General features: G+C 44.2%; 23 protein-coding genes and 1 riboswitch. Of the genes, 10 read left to right on the forward strand and 13 right to left on the reverse strand.

What is annotated here, in order from left to right; genetic code table 11:
* Positions 1 to 113 precede the first annotated feature (113 nt).
* The 5 genes from NSS82_RS02330 to NSS82_RS02350 all read right to left on the reverse strand — a co-directional run bounded on the left by NSS82_RS02330 (position 114) and on the right by NSS82_RS02350 (position 5,576).
* Positions 114 to 2,060 carry an FtsX-like permease family protein gene (locus NSS82_RS02330; RefSeq protein ID WP_038568418.1) on the reverse strand — a complete coding sequence of 649 codons (1,947 nt, stop codon included), beginning with the start codon at positions 2,058 to 2,060 and terminating at the stop codon, positions 114 to 116.
* Positions 2,050 to 2,811 (reverse strand): ABC transporter ATP-binding protein, encoded by a 762-nt coding sequence (locus tag NSS82_RS02335; protein ID WP_038568421.1) that lies wholly within the window; start codon positions 2,809 to 2,811, stop codon positions 2,050 to 2,052. Before NSS82_RS02335 ends, NSS82_RS02330 begins: the two co-directional genes overlap by 11 nt.
* A gap of 106 nt (positions 2,812 to 2,917) precedes the next feature.
* On the reverse strand, positions 2,918 to 3,922 hold the full coding sequence (locus tag NSS82_RS02340; protein WP_038568424.1) for a sensor histidine kinase: 1,005 nt from the start codon (positions 3,920 to 3,922) through the stop codon (positions 2,918 to 2,920).
* On the reverse strand, positions 3,919 to 4,608 hold the full coding sequence (locus tag NSS82_RS02345) for a response regulator transcription factor (RefSeq protein WP_076101243.1): 690 nt from the start codon (positions 4,606 to 4,608) through the stop codon (positions 3,919 to 3,921). Before NSS82_RS02345 ends, NSS82_RS02340 begins: the two co-directional genes overlap by 4 nt.
* Positions 4,609 to 4,685: 77 nt before the next feature.
* Positions 4,686 to 5,576: a TetR/AcrR family transcriptional regulator gene (locus tag NSS82_RS02350; protein ID WP_249267784.1), complete on the reverse strand. Its 891-nt coding sequence runs from the start codon at positions 5,574 to 5,576 to the stop codon at positions 4,686 to 4,688.
* Between the two features lie 205 nt (positions 5,577 to 5,781).
* On the opposite strand from NSS82_RS02350, the gene NSS82_RS02355 reads away from it, so the two are divergent.
* Entirely contained in the window at positions 5,782 to 7,305 is a 1,524-nt protein-coding gene (locus tag NSS82_RS02355; protein WP_076107430.1) for a DHA2 family efflux MFS transporter permease subunit, read from the forward strand.
* Between the two features lie 47 nt (positions 7,306 to 7,352).
* On the opposite strand, the gene NSS82_RS02360 is transcribed toward NSS82_RS02355, so the two are convergent.
* Entirely contained in the window at positions 7,353 to 8,399 is a 1,047-nt protein-coding gene (locus NSS82_RS02360; protein WP_076274091.1) for a YncE family protein, read from the reverse strand.
* A gap of 185 nt (positions 8,400 to 8,584) precedes the next feature.
* Here NSS82_RS02360 and NSS82_RS02365 point away from each other — a divergent pair, with 185 nt between their 5' ends.
* On the forward strand, positions 8,585 to 9,466 hold the full coding sequence (locus NSS82_RS02365; RefSeq protein ID WP_076107434.1) for a nucleotidyltransferase domain-containing protein: 882 nt from the start codon (positions 8,585 to 8,587) through the stop codon (positions 9,464 to 9,466).
* Positions 9,467 to 9,832: 366 nt separating this feature from the next.
* On the forward strand, positions 9,833 to 10,582 hold the full coding sequence (locus tag NSS82_RS02370) for a WecB/TagA/CpsF family glycosyltransferase (RefSeq protein WP_038568435.1): 750 nt from the start codon (positions 9,833 to 9,835) through the stop codon (positions 10,580 to 10,582).
* Between the two features lie 858 nt (positions 10,583 to 11,440).
* On the opposite strand, the gene NSS82_RS02375 is transcribed toward NSS82_RS02370, so the two are convergent.
* The 7 genes from NSS82_RS02375 to NSS82_RS02405 all read right to left on the reverse strand — a co-directional run bounded on the left by NSS82_RS02375 (position 11,441) and on the right by NSS82_RS02405 (position 19,617).
* Positions 11,441 to 12,181 carry a hypothetical protein gene (locus NSS82_RS02375; protein ID WP_341109697.1) on the reverse strand — a complete coding sequence of 247 codons (741 nt, stop codon included), beginning with the start codon at positions 12,179 to 12,181 and terminating at the stop codon, positions 11,441 to 11,443.
* 534 nt (positions 12,182 to 12,715) lie between these two features.
* Positions 12,716 to 13,555 (reverse strand): ABC transporter ATP-binding protein, encoded by an 840-nt coding sequence (locus tag NSS82_RS02380; protein WP_143759133.1) that lies wholly within the window; start codon positions 13,553 to 13,555, stop codon positions 12,716 to 12,718.
* Positions 13,556 to 13,583: 28 nt separating this feature from the next.
* On the reverse strand, positions 13,584 to 14,345 hold the full coding sequence (locus NSS82_RS02385; RefSeq protein ID WP_076101296.1) for an ABC transporter permease: 762 nt from the start codon (positions 14,343 to 14,345) through the stop codon (positions 13,584 to 13,586).
* Positions 14,342 to 14,635, reverse strand: a complete 294-nt coding sequence (locus tag NSS82_RS02390) for a thiamine-binding protein (protein ID WP_036682688.1) — start codon at positions 14,633 to 14,635, stop codon at positions 14,342 to 14,344. The genes NSS82_RS02385 and NSS82_RS02390 overlap by 4 nt, the downstream gene beginning before the upstream one ends.
* 745 nt (positions 14,636 to 15,380) lie before the next feature.
* Complete coding sequence (locus NSS82_RS02395; protein WP_076273109.1) at positions 15,381 to 16,430, reverse strand: ABC transporter substrate-binding protein; 1,050 nt, start codon at positions 16,428 to 16,430, stop codon at positions 15,381 to 15,383.
* 161 nt (positions 16,431 to 16,591) lie between these two features.
* Positions 16,592 to 16,702, reverse strand: a riboswitch (TPP riboswitch).
* A gap of 158 nt (positions 16,703 to 16,860) precedes the next feature.
* On the reverse strand, positions 16,861 to 18,324 hold the full coding sequence (locus NSS82_RS02400) for a hypothetical protein (RefSeq protein WP_076273108.1): 1,464 nt from the start codon (positions 18,322 to 18,324) through the stop codon (positions 16,861 to 16,863).
* Between the two features lie 72 nt (positions 18,325 to 18,396).
* Positions 18,397 to 19,617: an MFS transporter gene (locus NSS82_RS02405; protein ID WP_076103825.1), complete on the reverse strand. Its 1,221-nt coding sequence runs from the start codon at positions 19,615 to 19,617 to the stop codon at positions 18,397 to 18,399.
* A 160-nt stretch (positions 19,618 to 19,777) separates the two neighbouring features.
* Between NSS82_RS02405 and NSS82_RS02410 the strand changes: the two genes are divergently transcribed.
* From NSS82_RS02410 to NSS82_RS02440, 7 genes are all read left to right on the forward strand, one after another.
* Positions 19,778 to 20,197: a pyridoxamine 5'-phosphate oxidase family protein gene (locus NSS82_RS02410; protein WP_036682665.1), complete on the forward strand. Its 420-nt coding sequence runs from the start codon at positions 19,778 to 19,780 to the stop codon at positions 20,195 to 20,197.
* A gap of 119 nt (positions 20,198 to 20,316) precedes the next feature.
* Positions 20,317 to 20,991, forward strand: a complete 675-nt coding sequence (locus NSS82_RS02415; RefSeq protein ID WP_038568445.1) for a response regulator transcription factor — start codon at positions 20,317 to 20,319, stop codon at positions 20,989 to 20,991.
* Positions 20,988 to 22,415 (forward strand): HAMP domain-containing sensor histidine kinase, encoded by a 1,428-nt coding sequence (locus tag NSS82_RS02420; RefSeq protein WP_076273107.1) that lies wholly within the window; start codon positions 20,988 to 20,990, stop codon positions 22,413 to 22,415. Before NSS82_RS02415 ends, NSS82_RS02420 begins: the two co-directional genes overlap by 4 nt.
* A 70-nt stretch (positions 22,416 to 22,485) precedes the next feature.
* A complete protein-coding gene (locus tag NSS82_RS02425) occupies positions 22,486 to 23,397 on the forward strand; it encodes an ABC transporter ATP-binding protein (protein ID WP_036682661.1) in 912 nt (303 codons plus the stop codon).
* Positions 23,394 to 24,110 carry an ABC transporter permease gene (locus tag NSS82_RS02430; protein WP_076101308.1) on the forward strand — a complete coding sequence of 239 codons (717 nt, stop codon included), beginning with the start codon at positions 23,394 to 23,396 and terminating at the stop codon, positions 24,108 to 24,110. The genes NSS82_RS02425 and NSS82_RS02430 overlap by 4 nt, the downstream gene beginning before the upstream one ends.
* Position 24,111: 1 nt before the next feature.
* The gene (locus tag NSS82_RS02435) at positions 24,112 to 24,846 is read left to right on the forward strand and encodes an ABC transporter permease (RefSeq protein WP_036682657.1); all 735 of its coding nucleotides are present in this window, start codon (positions 24,112 to 24,114) and stop codon (positions 24,844 to 24,846) included.
* Positions 24,847 to 24,946: 100 nt separating this feature from the next.
* A complete protein-coding gene (locus NSS82_RS02440; RefSeq protein ID WP_036682656.1) occupies positions 24,947 to 25,312 on the forward strand; it encodes an ArsR/SmtB family transcription factor in 366 nt (121 codons plus the stop codon).
* The last annotated feature ends 82 nt before the right edge of the window (positions 25,313 to 25,394 follow it).

The following is a 25,394-nucleotide window of genomic DNA, read 5'->3' on the forward strand; positions in this document are numbered from 1 at the left end:
AGAAAGAGGTTCATCTGTGTTCGATAGATGCCGGTGCCTCCTACCTGTAAATGATATCAAATCAAACAAAGGTGTCCCTAAGCCATGATGGCTTTAGGAACACCTTCGTTATTTTAAAGCGCCTCTTTAATCACCTTTTTGTAATAGAAGACGGACAATATTGCAAAGATCGAATACAAAGCAGTGTATAACAGCATCACCAGAATCATCGGTGTCCAAAGCTCTGTGCCGAATAAGAACCAGCCGGATTTAACGGCGAAGTAGCTGTGAAGCAGACCTATGACTAATGGAATACCGAAATTGAACAATTGCTTCATCTGTATACCTCTGAGCAGATCGCCTTGCGTGAACCCAAGCTTTCTCAGAATGGTGTAGTTAGGTTTTTCATTTTCACTTTCATCCATTTGTTTAAAGTATAGAATACATCCGGAGGTAATCAAGAAGGTTAACCCCAGAAAAGCAACGATAAACATAATGAGTCCCATATTTTGTTTTTGACCTTTTATCGACTCTAATTGAGAGTCTTGTTTGTTATTCTCATCAAATTTTAAGGTCTTAAAAAGTTCATTTGCCTGTTCAACGCTGGCCCGGACTTTCATATCAATCCCGATATTAAGGGAGGATCCTCTTTGAAGGGCAGGATCTAAATCCTTTTTTAAGCGCTTAAAGATCGATTCGTCTACAACCGCAACCGGTAAGCCACCACCTGTGTAATACCCTGAAATGGGACTTTCGATATCTAATCTTTTATAATCCTGCGGAAAAACCTCATGTAACCCTTTGAGTTCAATCGCACCTTTATCTTTCATAGTAACAAAATTATCCAATGTACTGCTTGATTTCGTGAAATAAGCTTTATCTGGAGTTAGATCAACGTCTTCAAGTGCATTTTCACTTATGACCGCCAGGGTCATAATATTTGAAAACATATTGTCTCCGTCCGGTTTTTTAACAAGAATCTCTTCAACATCTACATCGACCTGAAGGACTTGGGTCCTTCTTTCTGTAAATACTAAATCATTTGCCGTTAGGATCTTTGTAAATTGTTCAGCCTCTTGGGCATTCGTGAATACAAAATCCGTTGGGACATATTGCTTGGAAGTTTTCTCAGCAGAGTAAAAGGAAATGTAGCTAAGGGATAATAAACCCAGGGCTAGTGCCGATACCGTTGTAATGATGGTTAATAATACGGCATTGGATTTCATGCGAAACATAATGGAGGAAAGAGATAGAACCTCTCTAATGTTCAGATAGCCGTTTTTCCGCTTACGAATGATATGAAAAATAAAACTTACCGAGCCTTTATAAAATAGATAGGTCCCAATAATGACGGATCCCAAAATAGTAATCATGGATATAGCCAATTGATTCATTGAGGTTACGTCTTCGGTAAGTAATTTAGAGGAGAGCACATAGCCCAGTAGGATTAGGCCAATTCCGACAATCCCTATGATCATTTCAAAGAAGGATAACTTTTTCACTGTACCTTCTGTTGTTGAGGTCACCCGGAACAAGGATAAAATACTTTGTCTTTTAATAAATCCATAATTCATCAGCATGATCAAAAGATAAATCACACAGAATACGATCAACGTCTGAATCAAAGCTTCGATAGAGAAATGAAGGGAGGCTATAGCATCGACCCCCATTATCTTAAATAAGATCATGAGGATTAATTTTGAGATAGAAAAGCCAACCAATATCCCCAGGACCAAGGAACCGAAATACAGAATAAAGTTCTCTGCCGAAAGAATGCGGAAGATTTTATTTTTGGTCATTCCAATTAACTGAAATAAGCCAATTTCTTTACCGCGTCGTTTGATGAAGATCGTATTAGCATATAACAGGAAAATAGAGACAATTACGACTAGTAAAATCGAGGCAGCCATGATTGCTGCGCCCCCTTTGATAGAGCTTTCCAGCTCATCCATCGAGGGATCATATTGCAAGGTGACAAAGGCGAAATATAAGGCCACACTAAAAACTAGCGCAAACACGTATAGGTAGTAATTTCGAATGTTTTTTCGCAGATTTCGAATCATTAATACATTAATGCTCATTCTGCACACCGCCTAATACACCCTGTGTTTTTATAATGTCGTTGAAGAAAACTTGTCTTGATTGTTCTCCTTTATTTAGCTGCGTATAGATTTTTCCATCTTTTATAAAAATAACTCTACTGCAATAACTGGCAGCCACTGGATCATGTGTAACCATAACGATAGTTGCTTTTCGTTTTTGATTGAGTTCACTTAGCTTATTTAATAAATCAGAAGCGGATTTAGAATCCAGCGCCCCGGTAGGCTCATCAGCAAAAATAATACTTGGATCATGAATGAAGGCACGAGCTGCTGAGGTACGTTGTTTTTGACCGCCAGAGATTTCATTGGGGTACTTATTTTTTAATTCCAAAATCCCCAATTCCTTTGCGAGACTTTCGAATTTCTGATTGGCGGCTTTCTTGGGTGTATTGGTAATGGATAGTGGCAGCAGGATATTCTCCTTTACCGTCAGTGTGTCCAAGAGATTATATTCTTGAAAAATAAAACCTAAATGATTTTTGCGAAATTCCGCGAGCTGCTTCTCTTTCATATTGGAGATTTCATTGCCCTCAATGGTAATAGATCCGTTGCTGATTTTGTCGATCGACGAGAGTACGTTGAGTAGGGTTGTTTTACCTGAACCGGAAGGCCCCATGATGCCAACGAATTCGCCTTCTTCTATACGAATATCGAGTCCGCTTAACACGGATTGTTTGTTTAATTTATTGCCATAGCTTTTATGAATTTTAGTAGCTTCTAGAATTGCCATAATGATTCACTCCTTCGTTTCTTCTTGTATAGCCTTATTATAAAAAAGTTTATTGTTCTTATCCTGCGATTGCCCGAACAAAATATAAAAGCATGTGACATTGTTGTCACATGCTTGAGATTTTAACGAATTCATTTTTGAGTGGGAAGGTTAGAGTAAATGTTGATCCCGCTCCAAGCTTGGATTGAACTCCGATGCTGATGAGTAAGGATTGAGCTGCTTTCTGAGCTAAATATAAGCCCATGCCTGTGGCTGCATTGTCGCGATGTACAGTAGTGGAAGTAAACCCTCTATCGAAGATGCGCGGCAGGTCCTTCGGATCTATCCCGCGCCCGGAATCCTTCACCTCAAGAACGATATGTTCAGCTTGCTGGTAGCTATTCACTGTAATATCAGAAGCTTCACTATATTTTACGGCGTTGGTTAGTAGTTGTCTGAGGATAAAAGCCAGCCATTTAGCATCACTAAGCACTTCAGCAGCTTCTAAGTGCAACTCAAAGCCGATTCCCTTCTGAATACACCAAGACTGTAACGTCTTAATCTCACTAAAAATAAGCGTTTCTATATCGATTTGCTCCATATACAGATCGTTTTCAATAAAGGGTATCCGTCTTTGGTGGAGCTGCTGATCCAGCAGCAGATGAATACGCAGCCACTCATAGGTCAAGTGCCTCTTCATAACATCATCTTCTATACGTTCAATCATTAGATGCATTGCGGTCAGTGGAGTCTTTACTTCATGAATCCAGGATAACAGCTCATCCTTCTCTTGCTCCAAGTTCATTAGATTGTCTGAAGCAGTCCTCTTTAACAGTTTCACTTGGTTGGTGATGCTCTCTTCGATGATTTTCTCAAAAGGACTTTCGGCAAGAGCGATACTTGTCAGATCGAGATCATCGTCCCGCTCATTTAAGCTTTTATAAAATCTGGTTTCCTTAGGATAGCGAATGACTAGAAAAATTACGAAAAAAATCATTGATAAAGAGACCAGATAGAGCACTGAAGACAGGGGGATGGTCGGGTCCATAAAGGTGATAAAGAGCATAAATAGATGTACAAAGAGAAAGAGCAGAATCCAACCGAGTCTTTCGAGCAGGTACTTTTTTATCATAGACAATCCTCTTCAATGGCTACGTACCCTTGTCCAACCTTCGTCTCAATAAACACCCCTAATTCAAGCTCGTCCAGCTTTTTGCGCAGCCGATTTACGTTGACGGTGAGGGTGTTATCACTAATAAAGCGCTTATCGTCCCATAAGCTATTAATTAATTCCTCGCGGGTGACAATTTTATTCTTTTTCTCAATGAGTAATTTCAATATGAAAATCTCATTTTTGGTAAGCTCAATCGATCCCGTGTCGTTGGTCACTGAATTCCGCTCATAATCGACGGTAGCTCCGCACCACGTTTTGAGTTCAATGTTATCCGAATTGTAATTGTACACACGTCGGAGAATGGCTTGCACCTTGGCAATGAGTACATCGAAATGGAAGGGCTTTTGGATATAATCATCGGCTCCCAGCTGCATGGACATCACCATATCTGTCGGATGATCCCGGGAGGATAAGAAGATAATCGGCAGGTTAGAGTGAGAGCGAATCATTCTGCACCAATGAAATCCATCGAATTTGGGTAATTGGATATCAATTATCACTAAATCAGGTTTGATTTCCGTGAATTCCTGCGTAACATTGTTGAAATCTTGAATGCCATATACATCATAAGACCACTGCGTAAGCCGCTCTTTGATCTCATTAAACAGCGTTGTATCATCTTCGATTAATAAAAGCTTGAACAAATCGGTCACCACACTTTTAGTTTCGTACCTTGCGTTTAGAATACGCTTAAACGATTGAAGCCATACTTTGATTGTGCTTAGAGCATTGCAGATAACACTGTCTGATAATGCGCAAATTCCTTCGTTTCATTAAATTGAGGGCACATTTTCAAGGAGAGCAGGGCGCTTTCGATTAAGAACTCTCTTGGTTCCTTGTTGTTCATGATCTCTTCTTGGATAAAATATAACAGCTTTAGTGCATTGGACAGGCTAGGATCATCAGCGGCGAATGATTTATCTATGATTTTTTTTAAGCTCACGGTCGCAAACGATAAATCATTATTAAAAAAATCAGTGTATTCGGCTACAGGTAATAGTTTCCCTACATGATCGGGGGAGATAAGCTGGATTCCTTTTTCGCTTACATCCTCAACAATCGTCTGGATAAGAGTAGTGCAATAATTAATGATTTGTTGAGAGGTAATGACTTCATTCATGGCACTGTTAATTTGCAGCATATGTTGCAAGATGCCTGTGAAAATGATGGCTCCATCCAGTAGATAGGGCTTCTTATCTTCAGAAAATATATGCAGGAAACGTTCATGCACCCAGGTTAATAAGGTGAATTTAGTTTTTTTGATGAACGTAATTAAGTCCGGATCATTGGAGACCAGGGCATCTTCAACCAGCTGCAACAATTTATTTTTCTTATTGATTTTCATAACCAGTTGAACTTGTTTAGCGAATATATCAATGTCAGAGGGGTCCTGGCCAATGAGCAGGCCATTTCTGCCTTCTTCCAGCTGGTCATGAATAGAGGTGAATACAGCTTTAAAGAGATCCCCTTTGGAAGGGAAATAATTATAAAAAGATCCTTTGGAGATCCGGCTGTGATTCAGAATGTCCTGTATGGATGTGGCGTGGTAGCCTTTTTCAATAAATAATTCATGTGCTTTTTGAATTACTTGCTCTTTCCGTTTATTTATCATCTTAGGTGCCCCTTTAAGCTGGACTCTTTTGTGCAAAAAAAACACTTCACGTAGAATAGACTAGCTTATATTTCCACTTAATACAATTTAGTTTTTAAATGAATTCTGACTTGCCAAGCAGTAAATATAAGAGTAATATATTCTACATTGTAACATAAGTTCAAATTTGAACCGACGGTATGATTATAGAATGGAGGATTCCAAAATGAAAACGAAAGAAAGTAAAGCGTCCTATGGGATTTTGGCAATCCTTATGATTGGTGCATTTGTTGCTTTACTAAGTAATACACTACTCAATATAGCTCTACCATCGATTATGAAGGATTTTGATGTCAGTGCCTCAACGGTACAGTGGCTATCGACGGGTTATATGCTAGTGAACGGGATCATGATTCCTTCAACGGCCTTTTTAATTCAAAAGTATACAGCGAGACGATTATTCTTAATCGCCATTGGATTATTTGCAATAGGGACCTTTATTGGAGGCTTTGCTCCAAGTTTCCCTGTATTATTGATTGCGAGAATGGTCCAAGCCTCAGGGGCCGCAATTATGATGCCATTATTAATGAATGTATTGTTTACCACATTTCCACCTGAAAAACGCGGCTCGGCCATGGGGATGTTTGGTTTGGTTATGATTTTTGCACCAGCCATTGGTCCTACACTGTCAGGATGGATTATTCAGCATTATGAATGGCCTGTGCTGTTCTTTATGATTGCACCTATCGCCGTATTGGTGTTCATTCTTGCCTTCTTCAAACTGCATGATCCTAAAAAAGATGTGGCTATTAAAATCGATATTCTATCTGTAGTTCTATCAGCGATTGGGTTCGGGGGTCTTCTATACGGCTTCAGTTCCGCTGGGAATAAAGGATGGGATGATCCAATGGTCTACTCCACCCTTATTATCGGGGTAATTGGTTTAGTGATATTCATAATGCGCCAGATGAGAATGAAGGAGCCTATGCTTAACTTCAGAGTGTACAAATATCCGATGTTCGCTTTATCCTCAGCGATTTCGATTACACTGAATATGGCGATGTTCTCAGCGATGATGTTAATGCCGATTTACCTGCAAAATATTAGAGGCATTTCACCTCTGGATTCGGGACTCCTAATGTTGCCTGGTGCGTTAATTATGGGAGTTATGTCTCCAATCACAGGTAAATTGTTCGATAAATTCGGGGGCAAAGTCTTGGCGTTAATCGGTCTGGCTATCGTAGTGATCAGTACGTATTTCTTTAGTGATCTAACTGAAACAACGAAATATTCGACACTTATGATTTTGTATTCTGTGAGAATGTTCGGGATTTCAATGGTTATGATGCCTGTGATGACCAATGGTCTGAACTCCATCCCGGCTAAATATACACCGCATGGTACAGCCATGAACAGTACGATTCAGCAAGTCTCCGGAGCGATTGGCGGGGCGCTGCTTGTAACGATTATGTCTAACAGTACCACTTCACATGTCAAAGATATGGTAGCAGAAGCTGTGAGTAAATTAACGGCTAAACCTTCTGCAGAGCAATTGCTTGGTATTCAAAACCAAGTCATCGCAAAAGCAACGATCGAAGGAATTAACGATGCGTTCTTAGTGTCAGTAGGCGTAGCCATCATTGCCTTTATCCTAGCTTTCTTCATAAAAAGAGGGATACAGCCTAAGGATACAGAAACAGTCGAAGAAAAAGTGGCTGTTAAACAAGTTTCATCCGCTAGATCGATGTAATTTGCTATGCAGAAAGACGCTCACCTGTGGTGGGCGTCTTTTTTGTCTTAATTAAAAATAGAGCTCTGAGTGAGTCTTGGTCCATCCTGAATGACCGTTATGGAGTCGTTTCCACCTACATAAATTCTATTTGTGAGCGGGTTTAGCACAGTACTGCCTGATACAGAGGGGAATCTTGCGAGCCGTTTAAACGTGGTGGCGTTATAAACGGACATATGATTTTTATCGAAATTACCAACAAATAAATGATTTGTATTCTGATTAATGGTTATGTTGGAGGAAGTAGGAAGAACCTTTGTTGTAATGATTTTGTTGTTATTTCCATTGATGACGAATAGCTTTCCTTTACCTTCAACTTGTGCACTTGAAACAAAAATACGGTTCGTCAGGGGATTTATAACGACCTCGCTTTGCAGACGTCCCAGCTGTACATTACGCAACAATTTGTTGGTTCGGCCATTGATCACAGAAAGAAACCGGCTTAAGTTATTAGCGACATAAATACGATTGGTAATTTTATTAAGTGCTGGCGCTATCACGGGGTTACTTCCGACTTTTATTGTCGCAATGATAGCCTGTGTAGTTCCGTTAATGACGGTGACGCTATCATTTGCTGTATTGGTCACATAGACACGGTTTGTAAGCTCATTGATAACGATTCTGGAAGGGCGTCCACCGATTTCAATCTTTTTGCGGACCTGATTTGTTTTCCCGTCTATGACGAATAGGGTTCCGAATGCGCTAGTTACATAAATCAGATTGGTTCGAACATTCACTCCGATATTGTCTGGGAATCGGCCTACTTTGACAGTTTTGATTACCTGGTTTGTCCGCCCGTTTATGACAGAGACATTTTCGTCACGGAAGTTAGGTACATAAATCCGGTTGGTTTGGGGGTTGATTCCGAGCTGAGACGGCAGTCTTCCTACAGGGATCCGAGCGATAATGCGATTAGTTCTGCCCTCCAATACCCCGATAGTTCCAGCCTCGGTGTCTGGGTTTACAAAGTATACTCGATTCGTAACGACATTTACTTTTATATCTCCGATCGGTCCGGCAGAGCGGACTGTAGCAATCACTTTTGGCTGCGCCATGCTTTTACCCCTTTCCAAGTAAATAGATACTTCATTATATTTAGGCTTAGGCAAAAGGGTACTTCATTTATCCTTGCAAGATATATATTAGGAGTGTAGAATGGTACTCCATTATCCAAATATTAGGTTATGTGTAAGCGTTTTATTTTTTGGAAAATTGAGATTGATTGGAGGTTGGGGTTGAGATGGTGAAATCAGTGTTGTCGGATATTTTATTAACACCTGATAAGACGCAGCTTCATAGTGAATTGTTAGAGGAAATTGGGCAGTATATCACGCAAGAAATTCTAAATCATCCGTTAATGAAAGAGGAGAGTCAGCGGGTAAGTATTCTCCTTGATGGATCGACCGCACTTGGTGTGGTGGATGAGCAGTCGGATGTGGATGTAATCATTATTTGTCAGGACGAGTATTATAGCAGCATTAATCATCGGTTCGAACAAGCGGGGCTGATCCCGGAGCAAAGTAGTTTTTTTATGGATTTACGACTCCCCAGCGGCAAGTCCGGACATTACACACTGCATAAAATATCAGAAATTAAAGCGGCGTTAATGAGCGAAAATATGGAATGGCTGTGGAATGCTTCTATTTCTTATATCTACTATGACCGATTGGATGTAAAGTCACTTTTTGATGCCTATATGCCCCTCCAACCTGAAGTCCTAATGAGATTTCGTAAGAATTCATACATACAGTTAAGAAGTTATGCCAAAAGCTTAGATAATCCTGTAGTGCGTGGCGATGCCTTTCCTATTTTATTTTTAGCGGTTTCTCTTTATAAAGTTGCATTACGCTGTGCCATTACTATTGAAGGTTATCCCTACCCCTACGACAAATGGCTGGTACCTGTAGCCAAACAAACGACTGTCGGACGAAAGATTACGGAGTGTGCGGGCGATTTTTGGAGTTTTATTAGAGATGATGAATCCTTTGCCCCTATGTACCAGGAGGATAATAACTTTGTCAAAATGGAAAAACGTTTCCGGAAGATACTTGTAGAGGAATTCCGCATGCGGGGGATCAATGAACCTTGGTTAGTAGAGTGGTGGAAGTTTATGGAGGAGTGAGTGGAGCTATAGGGTGAGTGTTGAGTGGTTGGGGTGGTTGGAGAGGTGGCGGAGGGAGTGAAGTGGTTATTGTGAGGTGGAGTGGCTATGGTGGATTGTAGTGGCTGTAGTAGCGTAGTAGCTGTGATGGCTGGAGAGGTGGCGGAGGGAGTGAAATGGTTATTATGAGGTGAAGCTATGGTGGACTGTAGTGGCTGTAGTAGCGTAGTAGCTGTGGTGGCTAGGGTGGTGGAATGGTCGGGTGGTTGAAGTGGCTATAGTGTTTGGGTAAGTGGCTGTAGTGATTAAGTAACTTAAATGACTCCCCTTCCTCCTCTTGATTATGGTAAGGTATATTGAAGTGGAATTTTAGTGAGAGGTGATTATATGGACGGGACAGTTTCAATATTAGGAGTTCCCTTTTCAAAACTAACACTACATGAGACAACACTTCATCTAACAAAACATATTCAATCCGGAGAACCGAAACTTTTCCATTTGATCACGGCTAACCCGGAAATTACGATAACAAGTCAATCGGACGAGCTGCTACGAACCATACTTCAAGAAGCGGATTTAATCACTCCTGACGGGATTGGCATTGTGATGGCTTCAAAAAGAAAAGGCGATCCTATTGCTGAGAGGGTAACTGGATATGAGCTGCTTCTTGAGCTTTTGGAGCAAGGAAATAGCTTGGGATGGAGTTTTTATTTCTTGGGAACAGATGAGCTTACCAGTTGTAAAGCGGTCGAAAAGATCACGGAGTTATATTCGAATGTGAAGATTGCAGGAAGACATAATGGTTTTCTTACCAAGGAAGAGGAGCCTGCCATTGTAGCAGAGATTCAGCGTGCACAGCCGGATTTTCTGATCGTTGCGATGGGGGCGCCATACTCTGACAAATGGGTATATAAGCACAAACAGGAGCTTACGCAGGTAAAAGTTGTTTTTGGCGTGGGGGGCAGCTTGGATGTAATAGCGGGAAAAGTTACTCCTGCACCAGCGCTATGGAAAAAACTCAATCTGGAGTGGTTGCATCGACTTTTGTTCGCTCCAGTTGCGAAGGGACAAAAGTCGCGATGGCGCAGACAGGCAGTTCTGCCCAAATTCGTGTTCCGAGCTATGATTAAGAAATGAAGAAAAGGCCTCGTTTATGGGGGCCTTTTTTGGTTCGGTTGGTGTGAGAGGAAGAGGAGGCAGGTGTGAGAGTAGGAAGTAAGGAGTAAGGGGAAGAGTAATAGTGGTTAGTGGGAGTGAGGTGAGGAGTAGGGGGAAGAGTAATAGTGGTTAGTGGGAGTGAGGTAAGGAGTAGGGGGAAGAGTAGGAGAGATTAGTGGGAGTAAGATGAGGAGTATGAACAAGAGCAAGTAGTGGGATTGAGGTAAGGAGTAGGAGTAAAAGTGAGTATTAGGATTGAGGTAAGGAGTAGGGGCAAGAGTAAGTAGTGGGATTGAGGTAAGGAGTAGGAGTAAAAGTGAGTAGTGGGATTGAGGTAGGGAGTAGGAGTAAAAGTGAGTAGTGGGATTGAGGTAGGGAGTAGGAGTAAAAGTGAGTAGTGGGATTGAGGTAAGGAGTAGGAGCAAGAGTAAGTAGTGGGATTGAGGTAAGGAGTAGGAGTAAAAGTGAGTAGTGGGATTGAGGTAGGGAGTAGGGCAAGAGTAAGTAGTAGGATTGAGGTAAGGAGTAGGAGTAAAAGTGAGTAGTGGGATTGAGGTAAGGAGTAGGAGCAAGAGTAAGTAGTGGGATTGAGGTAAGGAGTAGGAGTAAAAGTGAGTAGTGGGAGTAAGTGTAAGAGTAGCGAGTAGAATGTAAGTGCGACTATAGTTGTGACCTTTAAACAAATTAATAATAATAAACAACACCGATTCTGGTTGATGCCATAGCCTCGTATTTAATTCAAGCTAAAAGCTAAAGGGGTACAATAAGGGGATAAATTCCCTTGAGTCACTGGAATTCCGCCCGAAGAGGCAAAAGAAAGGCAAAAATGCCTTAGAATTACTGGGATCCAGCCCGACGAAGCAAATCAACGGTATATATCCCGTAGAATGAGCCGAATCCGGTCCGAAGCAGCAAATCAACGGTATAAATCCCGTAGAATGAGCCGAATCTGGCCCGAAGCAGCAAATCAACGGTATAAATCCCGCAGAATGAGCCGAATCCGGCCCGACGAAACAAATCAACGGTATAAATCCCGTAGAATGAGCCGAGTCCGGTCCGACGAAGCAAATCAACGGTATAAATCCCGTAGAATGAGCCGAATCTGGCCCGAAGCAGCAAATCAACGGTATAAATCCCGCAGAATGAGCCGAATCCGGCCCGACGAAACAAATCAACGGTATAAATCCCGTAGAATGAGCCGAGTCCGGTCCGACGAAGCAAATCAACGGTATAAATCCCGTAGAATGAGCCGAATCTGGCCCGACGAAGCAAATCAACGGTATAAATCCCGTAGAATGAGCCGAATCCGGCCCGACGCAGCAAATCAACGGTATATATCCCGTAGAATGAGCCGAATCCGGCCCGAAGCAGCAAATCAACGGTATAAATCCCGTAGAATGAGCCGAACCTGGCCCGAAGCAGCAAATCAACGGTATAAATCCCGCAGAATGAGCCGTATCCGGCCCGAAGCAGCAAATCAACGGTATAAATCCCGTAGAATGAGCCGAATCTGGCCCGACGAAACAAATCAACGGTATAAATCCCGCAGAATGAGCCGAGTCCGGCCCGACGAAACAAATCAACGGTATAAATCCCGTAGAATGAGCGAGTCCGGCCCGACGCAGCAAATTAACGGTAAAAATCCCGTAGAATGAGCCGAATCTGGCCCAAAGCAGCAAATCAACGGTATATATCCCGTAGAATGAGCCGTATCCGGTCCGACGAAGCAAATCAACGGTATAAATCCCGTAGAATGAGCCGAACCTGGCCCGAAGCAGCAAATCAACGGTATAAATCCCGCAGAATGAGCCGAATCCGGTCCGACGAAGCAAATCAACGGTATAAATCCCGTAGAATGAGCCGAATCCGGCCCAACGAAACAAATCAACGGTATAAATCCCGTAAATGTCCCCAGCCCAACCCGGTTACTATCCATTACCAACACGGAGGCCGTTTTCGCCACACATTTAATGTGATCCCTACTATGATGAGTGAAATTTGTTAAATGAGCAGATACATCCGCACCAATTGTAAATATGTTAGGGAATTTATCGCTGCAAATAAATAACTGACACCGCTATACCAGCGATATCAGTTTACAGTGCTTAGCGATTAAGCTAGCGGCTGCCTATTTTTAGCTTGTTCCTCTCGCATCCACTGTGACAACTGGCGTTTGAGCTTAAGGAACTCGGGAGAGTCCGTAATCTCATCACGGCGTGGCCGCGGAAACGGCACATCGACTGTATGCAGGATGGAGCCGGGGCGGCCGGAAAATACATAGATACGATTAGAGAGCAGCAACGCTTCTTCGATGTTGTGAGTAATGAACAGCACAGAGCGGCGATTCTCTTCCCACAGCTCAAGCAGCCAGCGCTGCATTTCACTGCGAGTTAGTGCATCGAGTGCGCTGAAAGGTTCATCCAGCAACATTAGCTCCTGCGGAGCGAGTAATGCTCTGAGAAAAGCTGCACGCTGCTGCATCCCGCCAGACAGCATATGCGGATAAGCATGTTCGAACCCGCTTAACCCAACCTTGGCAAGCCACTGGCGTGCTTCCTCGCGGGCTCCATCCCGCAGTGCGCCCTTGATCTCCCCAGCAAGCAGCACATTATCCTCAATCGTACGCCAAGGAAAAAGAGCAGGCTGCTGCGGCATATAACTAATTTCACCGCGTTGACCTGTAACGACCTTACCGTTCATGCGGATCGTGCCTGCATCGGGTTTCACAAGGCCGCCAATCATATGGAATAAGGTGCTTTTTCCGCAGCCGGAAGGACCAACGATCGAAACGAATTCTTGTTGCTCTACCTTGAGAGAGACATTATTCAGAACTTTTGTCTCACGGCGACGATGGAAAAAAGATTTGGAGATGCCGCTCACTTCAAGGGCGGGTGCCGCGGTATGAGCTTCAGGAGAGCTGATGACTTCTGTTGTTCTGTGTTGCATTTGCATCGCTTGAGACATACAGGCATCTTCCTTTCTATGAGTTACGGCGCGGCTTCCAGCGAACCAGCCATTTTTCCAGCAATGCAATAATAGCAAAGAGTACAAGACTTAAAAGTACAATAATAACAATAGCGACAAACATCCGATCCGTACGATAAGCCGATTTCTGCAGAAGCATATAATAGCCAATACCTTTATCCGCGCCAATCCATTCAGCGACCACGGCGCCCATAACCGCATAAGTAGCAGATATTTTTACACCGGAAAATAGTGCCGGGATAGAAGAGGGCAGCTCCAGCTTGGTAAAGATTTGCCACTTGCTTGCGCCAGCCATTTTCATATAATTCATCATGACCTGATCACTTTGGGCCAGGCCGCCCATCGCAGCGACAGCTACAGGGAAGAAACATACTAGTGTAATCAGCACGATTTTGGGCAAAAGACCAAAGCCGAACCAGATAATGAGCAGGGGGCCGAGCGCGATGGAGGGAACATTTTGACTCAGAATAATGAGTGGATAAAAAGCCCGTCTAGCCCAAGGCAAAAGATGCAAAAGCAAAGCGACGATCAGACCTACCCCCGTACCGATGGGAAAACCAATTAAAGTGAGCCGCAGCGTAGCCATCGTATGAGCCCAAAGACCAGAAGCGTTACTGGTGGATTCACGGGCAATATCAGCAGGACTCGGCAGAATCCAGGATTCAATATGAAATACAGATACAGATAGCTGCCATACGCTTAAAAAGAAGACGACCGCCACAAGGGGCGGCCATATTAGCTTCCAGGTCGATCTCACGGCCGATATTTCTCCGTCAATTTATCCATGCTGATTCCGTTAGGATTATGAGCGATTTTGATCTGCGAAATTACGCTTGGACTGCCTGCTTCGATCAACGCCTCTTGCATCTGACGCACAACCTCCAGCAGCTCGCTAAGCTCACCTTCCATTGTGGTTTCCAGCGGATTCACCTGATGTTTAACACCGGATTTTTGAATGACCTCAATCGCTTTATCTACGTATGGGATGGAATCCTCATTGTTCGGAGTTTTTGGAATTACTTGAATGCTTAGTAGGGTGTTAGCCACAATAATCAATCCTCTCATTTTATATGGTAAGTTCAAAAAGCCAACTTTGATAACGAAGTAATTCAGGAAGCAAACTCGACGTCGAATCTTGAACGAACTTGGGAAGTCCGGTACTCACGTAGCACATCACTACGCTCCGTTCCTCCTTCCTCAAGTAACGTCCAACCTTCTTGGTTCTGAAAGCCGACTTTTTGAACTCTTAAATTATAAGGTAAGTTCAAAAAGCCAACTTTGATAACGAAGTAACTCAGGAAGCAAACTCGACGTCGAATCTTGAACGAACTTGGGAAGTCCGGTACTCACGTAGCACATCACTACGCTCCGTTCCTCCTTCCTCAAGTAACGTCCAACCTTCTTGGTTCTGAAAGCCGACTTTTTGAGCTCTTAAATTATAAGGTAAGTTCAAAAAGCCAACTTTGATAACGAAGTAATTCAGGAAGCAAACTCGACGTCGAATCTTGAACGAACTTGGGAAGTCCGGTACTCACGTAGCACATCACTACGCTCCGTTCCTCCTTCCTCAAGTAACGTCCAACCTTCTTGGTTCTGAAAGCCGTCTTTTTGAACTCTTAAATTATAAGGTAAGTTCAAAAAGCCAACTTTGATAGCGAAGTAATTCAGGAAGCAAACTCGACATCGAATCTTGAACGAACTTGGGAAGTCCGGTACTCACGTAGCACATCACTACGCTCCGTTCCTCCTTCCTCAAGTAACGTCCAACCTTCTTGGTTCTGAAGTCCGCTCTCTACTCCGCCGGTAAAAAATCATTACTGAATGCACTAGCAGCATCCAGCGGTTTATCCAGCAACTTCAGATCATACATCCAGTCGCCGTAATTTTGCCAGACCTCGGTTTTTTGCTCGCCCCAGCGGGCAGCATCGTCCTTGTATTTTGGGCTAAGCCATTTTTGGCTAGCTAGGACAAGGTCGGCGTCCAGGTCAGGAACGGCCTTCGATAACATACCGGCAGCCTCTTCCGGATGATCAATGGCATATTGATAACCTTTTGATGTGGCTTTCATGAAGGCCTTCACCAGCTCAGGATGATCTGCAATTTGCTTCTCACTCGTCGTCAGCACAGGCGTGTAATAATCGAGCTGTGGCGCATAATCCTTTAAGTACAGCATATCCAATGGCTCGCCACGCAACTCAGCCTCAACGCCAGTCCAAGCGTAGAAAATCCAGGCGAAATCAATGTCACGTTTGACGGCGGTAAAATAATCAGCTTCACCGATACTGATCAGCTTCACCTTTTTCACATCGCCACCTTCAGGATCCATGATAGCTTTCATGGCTGCTTCTTCGGCTGGTGAGCCCCAGCCTCCGTAGGTTTTACCTTCGAAATCCTTTGGTGATTTAATATTGCGATCTACTGGAGCGGCGAATCCCGACGTATTATGCTGAATAATAGCTGCTATCGAGACAAGGGGTACGCCTTGTAGACGGGCTAGCGTTAATCCTTCTTGGGCGCTGATTCCAAAAGCGGCTTCGCCAGAGGTAACCATAGTATCAGAACCCGCTGCGCCTGGTTGAACGATCTCGACGTCCAGGCCTTCTTCAGCGTAGTAACCAAGATCCTTAGCTACGTATAGACCGGTATGATTTGTGTTCGGTGTCCAGTCGAGTGCGACTTTAACTTTGGTGAGCTCTTTTGGAGCATCCGTGCCAGCCGCTGCAGTTGGATCAGTAGCATTTGCTTTGTTTCCGGCTGTATTCCCATTGTTGCTGCCGCATCCGGCAATGGCAAGAATGAGTACACAGGTGAGGCACAACGTAAGTGCTTTTTTGAGGTGCATGTCTTCTTCTCTCCTTTAAGGTTACAAGAATCCCGTCTTCACAACATGAACCGTAAAGTGTAGTATGTACGTTTTTCTACATCTTTTAGTGATCTTACAAAAAAAGCGCCCCGAGTGATCGGGACGCTGGCTTGGCGCAAGGTTAGTCAAGGTCACAGGGACCAGAACCAATTGGCGATTCCTACGCTGGCATTATCCAGATCAGGTATAAGGGTCAGTATCTTGTGGGATACAATCTCAGCCGGCCAATTCCAGCACCCCTGGTTCTATGAAGTTAACGGGTATTTCTATGTGCAATATAAGTAAGTATAAGTTTTGTACCCATACTTTATATCTTATATTTCTCGCATACGGTGTATTATAGACGGCTGTACTCGGAATGTCTAGTAGTGCACTCCTGAATTTTTCCAATCCAGTAGTTTCTTTTTTGCTAGTCTAGATCTTTATATTTCTTGCGGTGACGCCGTTTAAGCTCACTAACCAGCGCCCCTAGCGTGAGGACAACGCTGATCAGAATCCCGCTCATGATCACGAAGAGGGCAAGAAATTCAAAGGGGGAATATCCAATCATTTTACTCCATTGAATCTTTCCATCCAGATCGTCAATGACCTGATTCATGCCGTAAATCCCGCTTACTACCGTAAATACAGTGAGAATCATCAGCAGATTATCCCGTCGCTTGGACTGAAACTTATCCTGATACTGAAACAGGTCATTTAAGGTTTCTTTCACTTCCTCGAATAAAGCGTCGTTTCCGTATACTTTACGCAGCTGAAGAAATATCTCCCGGCCCTGCGACTGGGAAATCAACTCCAAGAAGTAGAACTTTGCCGAGAACTTATTGATGGAATAGATTAGATTGTCTATTTCCTCATAATCATGATTAATCCGAAGTCGGGAGTGCATATTGGCGAGCTTCAGCAGAACGATTTTGTGGAAAATATTGAGTAAAAATCCGTAATAATATTGCCCGTACATCTGGTTGGCTAGACTTACAGCAATCTCCTGTTCAGCCCGGGTCATGCAGCAAAAGGTCTGCTCATTCATCATATAATACGTGTCTGGACCCCAGCGATTATAGGAATGCTCATGACAATAGTTTGCAATATACGCTGGATCGCTTGCACTGGCATAGGGCTTTCCGTTCAGATCAATTCCATCAAGCTGTGAGGCGCGATAGCGTAGATTTACACTAATCTCATCAGAACTTTCTTCATTCTGAAAGCCGTAAAAAGCTTGTACCTGCATTCTTTCATCTACGAAAAAAGGAAGGGTCTCAAAATAAGCCCCATTGATATCCGATTGATCCAGATATGGCTCCAGTCCATCCACCAAATTTCGGAAGACAAAATCCTCTACCATCTCATAGGTCTGTTCCCCGCAATGAATATAAGTGTAGTCATCCTGTATGAAGGTTTTCTCTAGCGCACGGAAACGATCCGCGAATTCTAGGGCAATACTAAAGGGAATCGAATCCCCCTCCAGCTGGACACGTATCGTCACGAATCCAAGCTGAAAGGGACATATGAATATATCCGTCGAGAGAATTTTGAAAAATATAGAATGCTGCGGAATCTCCAGAATGCAGTCGAGATTATTTACTCTGGAAAAACGGCGAAACGAGTCGGCATCCTTCCTGCGCGGAAAAAGGACGTGTGCGGCAAACGGTAAATAGGTGCGCTCCATTCGTTCATGGGAAACACAGTAACCTTCTCCATAATAGGCAGCTTCCAGTTCTTTGTTATCCAGAAAAAAACGTGTGAATCCGTCGTCCTGTAATTGCTGGATAAGCTGCTTAGAATCGCCCTTTTTTATAGAGAAGGGAAATATAAACTGCATAAGCGCAGTATGTAACAAAGGCTCAGTTGAAGACTCATTTAAAGACTCATTCATTCATTGTCCATCCTTGTGCTCAGAATATGCTTATAGATCACATTACCCTAAAAGGATAACGTTGATACTATTCTAAATACGGGAACTCTTTCCTTCCACCGCTTGCCTGGCTTGGAACCTCCATGCGGCAATGCTTAGCAGGAACAAGAAGGCAGCAAAAGTGGCAAGTAATCCGGCTGTTTGCGCCACTTCTAAATGATCCATAGACCAGCCCGTAAACAGAGGTAGCAAAGCACCACCAACGCCTCCGGAAGCAATCATAATGCTGGGTGTTGACTCTTCGGTGCCAGGCAGCATTTTGCTGGAGAAAACCAATGCAATGGAGAAAATACCGGACATAAACAGCCCCAGCAGCAGAATTACAATGAAAGCAGCCATACGATTTTCAGTGAACGGAAAGAGTGTCAGCAGTAACAAGGTTAGTAAACAGCTGCTGAGAATGTACACGCGATAAGATATTTTTTCGGCAATTACACCCGCAAACAATCTTCCTGTAGACATCGCCAGCCAAAAGAAAGTGACTGTCAGTGCTGCCGCAGACTCTGTCATCCCTAGCTTGGCAATAAAGATAGCCGGCATAAAGTTGACTAAACTCATCTCTGTGCCTACATAAAGAAAAAAGAAAACGATGAAGATCCCTAGCAGAATCCATTGCTTACCTTTATACGGAAATTTTTTGTTAGAACGTGAGCTTGAGGAATGCGAATTGTCTGCTCCTTGGACAGAGGCACGTTCATCCAGCATGCGTTGTAGATTACCAAAGTGTCCTCTTGCCCAGAGGATAAGAGAAATCAAAGAGAAGGCAGCGACGATTAGAAAGGCCAATCTCCACGCTCCGGCAGCAATGAGCGGACTGGCGATAAGCGGCATCACGAGTGCGCCTATCCCGAATAGAACTTCGAGCCGGCTCATCGCAATAGCCGTTCCTTCGGTTACAGCACCAATAATGATGGTGCCGATAACCGCTTCGATCATCCCGAAACCAAAACCTGCGGCAACAGCGATAAAATACATCCAGCCCCAAGGCGGTAGAAAGGCATAGGCAACTTCTGCAACTATTAGAAGACTGGTGGCAATGAGGATGCCTCCACGTTTACCGAAGCGGCGATTAAGTAGGGGAGAGACCAACACGCCTGCTAAAAAACCAGCGAATTGACTAAAGATTAATTCACCGCCAGCACTGTAATTTTGATCATAATGTTGCAGTAGAACGGGCAGAATAGATCCCAGCACAACATGTGCCAGACCGATAACGAAGTAGGAGAGACAGCCGATCCAAATCAGTTTTTTCACGAAGTAAGCTCCTTATCTTGATGTAGTTTATGGAGTAAGGTCGGATTCAATGTGAACCTGAAGGGTACATTATAATAAGCACCATTGTTATGATAAATCCAAACGGTGAGCTTGGATATATAAACTTTTGTTTACATGCTTGAAGGGAGAGATTTACGTAATGGATAACAAACAACTGGAACAACTCATTATTAAAGCATTGGATGACAACAAGTTCGGTTCCTTTGGTACGATCGAAGAAGGAAATAAGCCGAAAGTACGTTATATGGCCATTTTCCATGAGGGTTTGAAGATTTATTTGGCTACAAATCGCAAAACTCATAAAGTGGAGGAGCTATCCGATAATCCGAATGCTTTTGTACTGCTTGGCTATGAGGCCGGCGGAAGCAAAGATGTGCTGGAGATTGAAGCGACCGCTACCGTCTCTAAGGATGAAGGCTTGCGCTCCAAGGTATGGAATAAAGAGCTGGAGCCATGGTTTACTGGACCTGATGATCCTAATTATGTGATTTTGGAGCTTACTCCAACACGTATTGAGTATGTAGGTAGCAATAAAGAGCATGGAGTATGGCAGCCATAAGCTATAGCCTTGAATTGATCAAACAGCCCTCCTATCCCCTATGGGGTAGGAGGGCTGTTTGATGTGTTATAATGACTTCAACTTTTTAGGTATTCATATCGGGGAGGAGCTAAAGCTACATGAGCGTTACTCTGTTATATATTGAAGATGATCGTGAGATTGGCAGCGTAGTGTCTGCTGATTTAAGCGAAAGAGGATATAGTGTCCGCTGGCTACGGAGCGGCGAAGGTGCGATGGAAGAAGCCGGCGCCTGCCAACTGGCTATTCTCGATGTTATGCTTCCTGGTCTGGATGGGTTTACGATCGGGCAACGATTGAAACGTTCCTACCCTAAGCTGCCCATTTTAATGCTCTCTGCCCGAACCTCGATTGATGATAAGCTGCAAGGTTTGGAATTCGCGGATGATTATTTGACCAAGCCTTTTCATCCGGATGAATTGGCCGCTCGAATCGAGGTGCTGCTCCGAAGGAATGGGGCATCTGTTCAGGATTCGCTCACACTTAAACATCTAGTCGTATATGAAGGGGATAACCGCGTGATGAATGCTCAGACTCAGGAAGAAATCATGCTTACAGGCAAGCAATTTCAGATTTTTTCCTATTTGCTGCGTCATCTTAACCAAATTATGACGAAGGAGCAGATCTACGAGGCCGTGTGGGGTGAGGCTTATATCGAAGGGGATAAAACTCTGATGGTACATATTCGTTATTTGCGCGAAAAGCTGGAGCTTGATCCGGGTAATCCGGAAATTATCGAAACTGTCCGTGGGATCGGATACCGGGTAAGAGCATGAGAGGATTGGAGCGCATTCGCAAGAAACGCAATTCCTCTTTGTTATCAGGGTATTTGCTAATTATCGTTTCTGCACTGCTATTTATCCCTGTGGTCCTTCCGCTGTCTTTTGTTGGCTACAATATTGTTAACGAAGTGACCCAAGGTGCCCCGCCTGTAGATACATCCCTGTATTCGAATATTGCACCGCTGGAGACTATGTGGCATAAGGAGGCACTTCACTTAGAAAATGCTTCTTCGGAAGCCATAAATCAGCGGCTGCATGAACTGAGTCGAAAATACACTGAGACTACTATGTTTTGGGTAGACGGGCAGGGAAAAACCCAGCTGATTCTCACACCTGATGAAGGGGATACGGATAAGATTTACCATGAAGTTCCTGATCAGTGGACTGCGGCTGAGGCTATTTCATTTATGAAAGAAAGTACGAATCGTGATCCTTTAGCGATCGTTGCTTTCGTGGGGGACAAGGTGGAGGCAGGCAAGGGATTTATAGTGATGCAAATTCCAAGCAAGCTGCTGAACAAAGGGGCTTATGGGGGATTAGGGGCTTGGGCTTGGTATAACTTTGTGTTATTTACCCTTTTTGGAGGATTCGCTCTGGTTTCGTGGATGTTCTTTAGAAAAATTCGCAAACGGCTATTGCAACTGCAAACCGCGATGACGATTACAGGCCCGGATAGAATGCCTAAGTCTATAGTGACAGGCAAACTGGACGAGATAGGTCGCCTGGAGGAAGCTTTTAATACGATGGTAACCAAACTGGATGAAAGCCGACGCAGGGAAATAGAAGAGGAAGAGTTGCGTAAGCGTCTAGTCTCGAATTTATCTCACGATTTACGCACACCCCTAACCGTCATTCGCAGCCATATCCATGTTATGACCAAAGAGGATCTGACCTCAAAAGGTAAGCAGTCCTTACAGCTTATGGATGAGCGTATTGCGGATCTTAGCGTCCTGATCGAGAATCTTTTATCTTACAATCTGCTCAATAGTGGACGGGTAACCTTAAAGCTGGAACGTAAAGATGTTTTACGCTTGTTGCGGGAAAGTGCGGCTGCTTGGTACCCCGTATGGGAAAAAGAGGGCTTCGACATTGATATTAACCTGGAAGCCGAACCGCTATTCTGGAGGGTGGATGAGGTCTGGTTCCGCCGTATTCTCGATAATTTGTATCAAAACATTGTACGACATGCCAGCAGCGGGCATTATGTCGGGATCTCAACGGAGCAACGTAATGAACAACGTGCCATAATTATTGCGGATCATGGTCGAGGCATTCAGAGTCCATCCGATTACAAGGGGGCAGGTTTGGGATTGTCTATCGTCGATCTTTTGATGAAGCATATGGAGCTGGAATGGGTTATGGAGAGCACAGGCGAAGGCACTTCTATTGTAATCTTTGATCCGCGTCGTGAAATTTAAACAAAACTTAAACTTGGCACTTCCTTGTTCTTAACCTTGGGACGTTATGCTGTATACCGAGGTGAAGAACATGGAAGAAACAGTGATTAAAACTAAGGATTTATTGAAAAAATATCGTGGCCGGGCTGCGGTAGAAAATTTGAATTTAAATATCCGCAAGGGTGAGATTTATGGTTTTCTGGGTCCCAACGGAGCTGGGAAAACTACAACAATCCGTATGCTGCTTGGCCTAATTACACCGACATCTGGAAAAATTGAAGTGTTCGGCCAGGATCTTCGGAAGAATAAGCTGCAAATTTTACGGAAGGTAGGGTCGCTTGTCGAATCCCCCTCGTATTATGGGCATCTGAGCGCTGTGGACAATCTCGAAGCGATCCGCCGCATTCTGGATGTTCCGAAGTCACGAATCGCTGAGGTGCTAGATATTGTTTCTCTAACCGGGGAAGAGAGACGTCCGGTCAAAGGGTTCTCCCTCGGGATGAAGCAGAGACTTGGTATCGCAGCTGCCTTGTTAGGGAATCCAGAGCTGCTTATTCTGGACGAGCCAACGAACGGACTCGACCCGTCAGGGATTCAGGAAATTCGTGGGCTTATCAAACGTTTGCCACAGGAGCAAGGAATTACGGTTGTAGTATCCAGTCACCTGCTTAGTGAAATTGAACAAATGGCAGATACCGTGGGTATTATTCGCCAAGGGCAAATGGTGTACCAAGATACAATAGCTAATCTGCAACAACAGGCTGCTGGCGAGATACGCCTTGCGGTTTCGGAACCAGAGTCTGCTTTACGTCTCGCTGGAGGCCGGGGGTATGAAGGGACACTACATGAGCAAAAACTGATTTTTTCAAGAATGAACGATGCAAGAGTAGCGCTGCTAGTCAAAGCTTTGGTAGAGAATGGGCACGCTGTCTATCGTGTAGAGGAGCGGAGACAATCGCTTGAGGACTTCTTCCTACAGGTTGTGGGAGGCGGGGAATCATGATGTGGCGGGCGTTGTCAGCGGATTGGCTTAAAATCCGCGGCAAAGGAATTTGGTTTCTAGTGTTTCTAGGACCGATTGGTCTAGTAGCCATGCAGGGCCTTAACTTTGGCCTTCGTTATGATTATCTGCGTCAGCAGTATAGCGCGGATTTATGGGGAGGACTACTGGATAATGTGTCCGGGTTTGTGCCCACAGCTCTTTTTCTGGGAGGCACTTTAGTATGCTCGCTGATTGCAAATGTCGAACATCAGATGAGCTCGTGGAAGCAGCTCTTGGCACTGCCTATCTCCCGTACTTCAGTGTTTATGGCTAAGCTAACGCTCTGTCTGCTGCTTGTGGCAGTTTCCTGTTTGTTGCTCTCAGTGGGGATAGTTGTTTTAGGGCTTATTTTGGGCTTCAAAGCTGATCTTATTCCTTATGTGGATGTACTCAGAATTGGCTTTATGTCCTATATTGCGGCTCTGCCGGTCATCGCGCTACAGCTGTGGCTTTCCCTGGCTAATCGTAATCAGACACTGCCGGTTGCCCTGGGGATCACATTATCCTTGACGTCATTTTTCTCCATGTTCCTTTCGGAGTGGGTGCCTTTAACATGGCCATATTTGGCGTGGGACTCCTCTAATCGCCTCTTGTTCAGCGGTGCGGGTCTGCTGCTGGGAATGCTGGTGTTTTTGCCGGGTGCAGTGCATTTCGCTCGAAAGGATGTGGATTAAGATGAAGTCATTTTGGAGAGTATTATCCTCAGAGCGATTAAAAATGTCTAAATCATATGTTTGGCTTTTAGTCATAGGAAGTCCGGTTTTATCACTGGTTCCCGGATTGTTATCGGATAATCAAGGCGAGAAGATGACTTGGGAGCTGCTGTTAAGTGTGATGTCAATGATGCATGCTTTGCTGTTTCTGCCTGTGCTTTCAGGCATTTTTGCGGCCCTGATCTGTCGTTATGAGCATCATGACGGTGGCTGGAAGCTATTGTTGTCTCTGCCTGTAACCCGGTTGTCGGTGTATCTCTCAAAATATGTGATGATCATCGGATTGCTGGCTGCTGTGCAAATAACGTTCCTCGTTATGGTGCTGGGAATGGGCTTGTTCCGTGGGGCTCCAGATCCAATCCCTTGGGCGCTGCTGCTAAAATCAGTATTTGGCGGCTTTGTAGCCTGCCTACCACTCGCCGCATTGCAGCTGGCGATCTCGCAAAGCTGGAGCAGCTTCGGCGCACCGCTGGCGCTGAATGTGAGTCTGACTATTCCCAATATACTGATCGCTAATTCTTCAACCTACGGCCCCTATTATCCTTGGGTACAGCCGATGTTGGCCATGAGTCCTTATGGTGATGACGGATTTGGTGCCTTTAATCTGCCTTTAGAGACACTGATGATGATAGTGGGAGGGAGCTTGATTGTCTTTTTTGCCGCAGGACTAATCTCCTTTTATCGTAAAGCAGTCTGATTCACAATCAGATGCTATAAACTCCTCCTCAATGGACATCCCGTGCTGTTTTTCTTATAATTAAAGAATATAATTAGCTAAGATGGAGGAGGGCGAGAGCATGGAGCCAACGGCATTAGAAGATTGCGACAATACATGCAAGGGTTCAGAGCTTGAACCGGAATCCATTGCATTGATCCTGCCAGACCGTGGGATTACTGATAAAATGGCAGAAATGTTCAAAGCGTTGGGTGATCCAACACGAGTGCGGCTCATTTACGCTTTGTCCCAGCAAGAATTATGTGTACATGATTTGTCCGTGATCCTTGATATGGGCCAATCTGCGATATCCCATCAGCTCCGTTATTTACGGAATCTACGGATCGTGAAACGCCGTAAAGAGGGGAAAACGGTATTCTATTCGCTGAACGATGCGCATGTGGAGCAGATCTTTTTACAGACCCACGAGCATGTCCGACACGAATAGCTAGTTGCAAAAAGGGGGACTCCCAGCAGCCATTGGATGGCTTTTGGGAGTCCCTCTTTTTATTATGCCGACGAGTCCTAAC

The sequence above is a fragment of the Paenibacillus sp. FSL H7-0735 genome (genome assembly GCF_038008505.1).
Lineage (GTDB): Bacteria > Bacillota > Bacilli > Paenibacillales > Paenibacillaceae > Paenibacillus_AQ > Paenibacillus_AQ odorifer.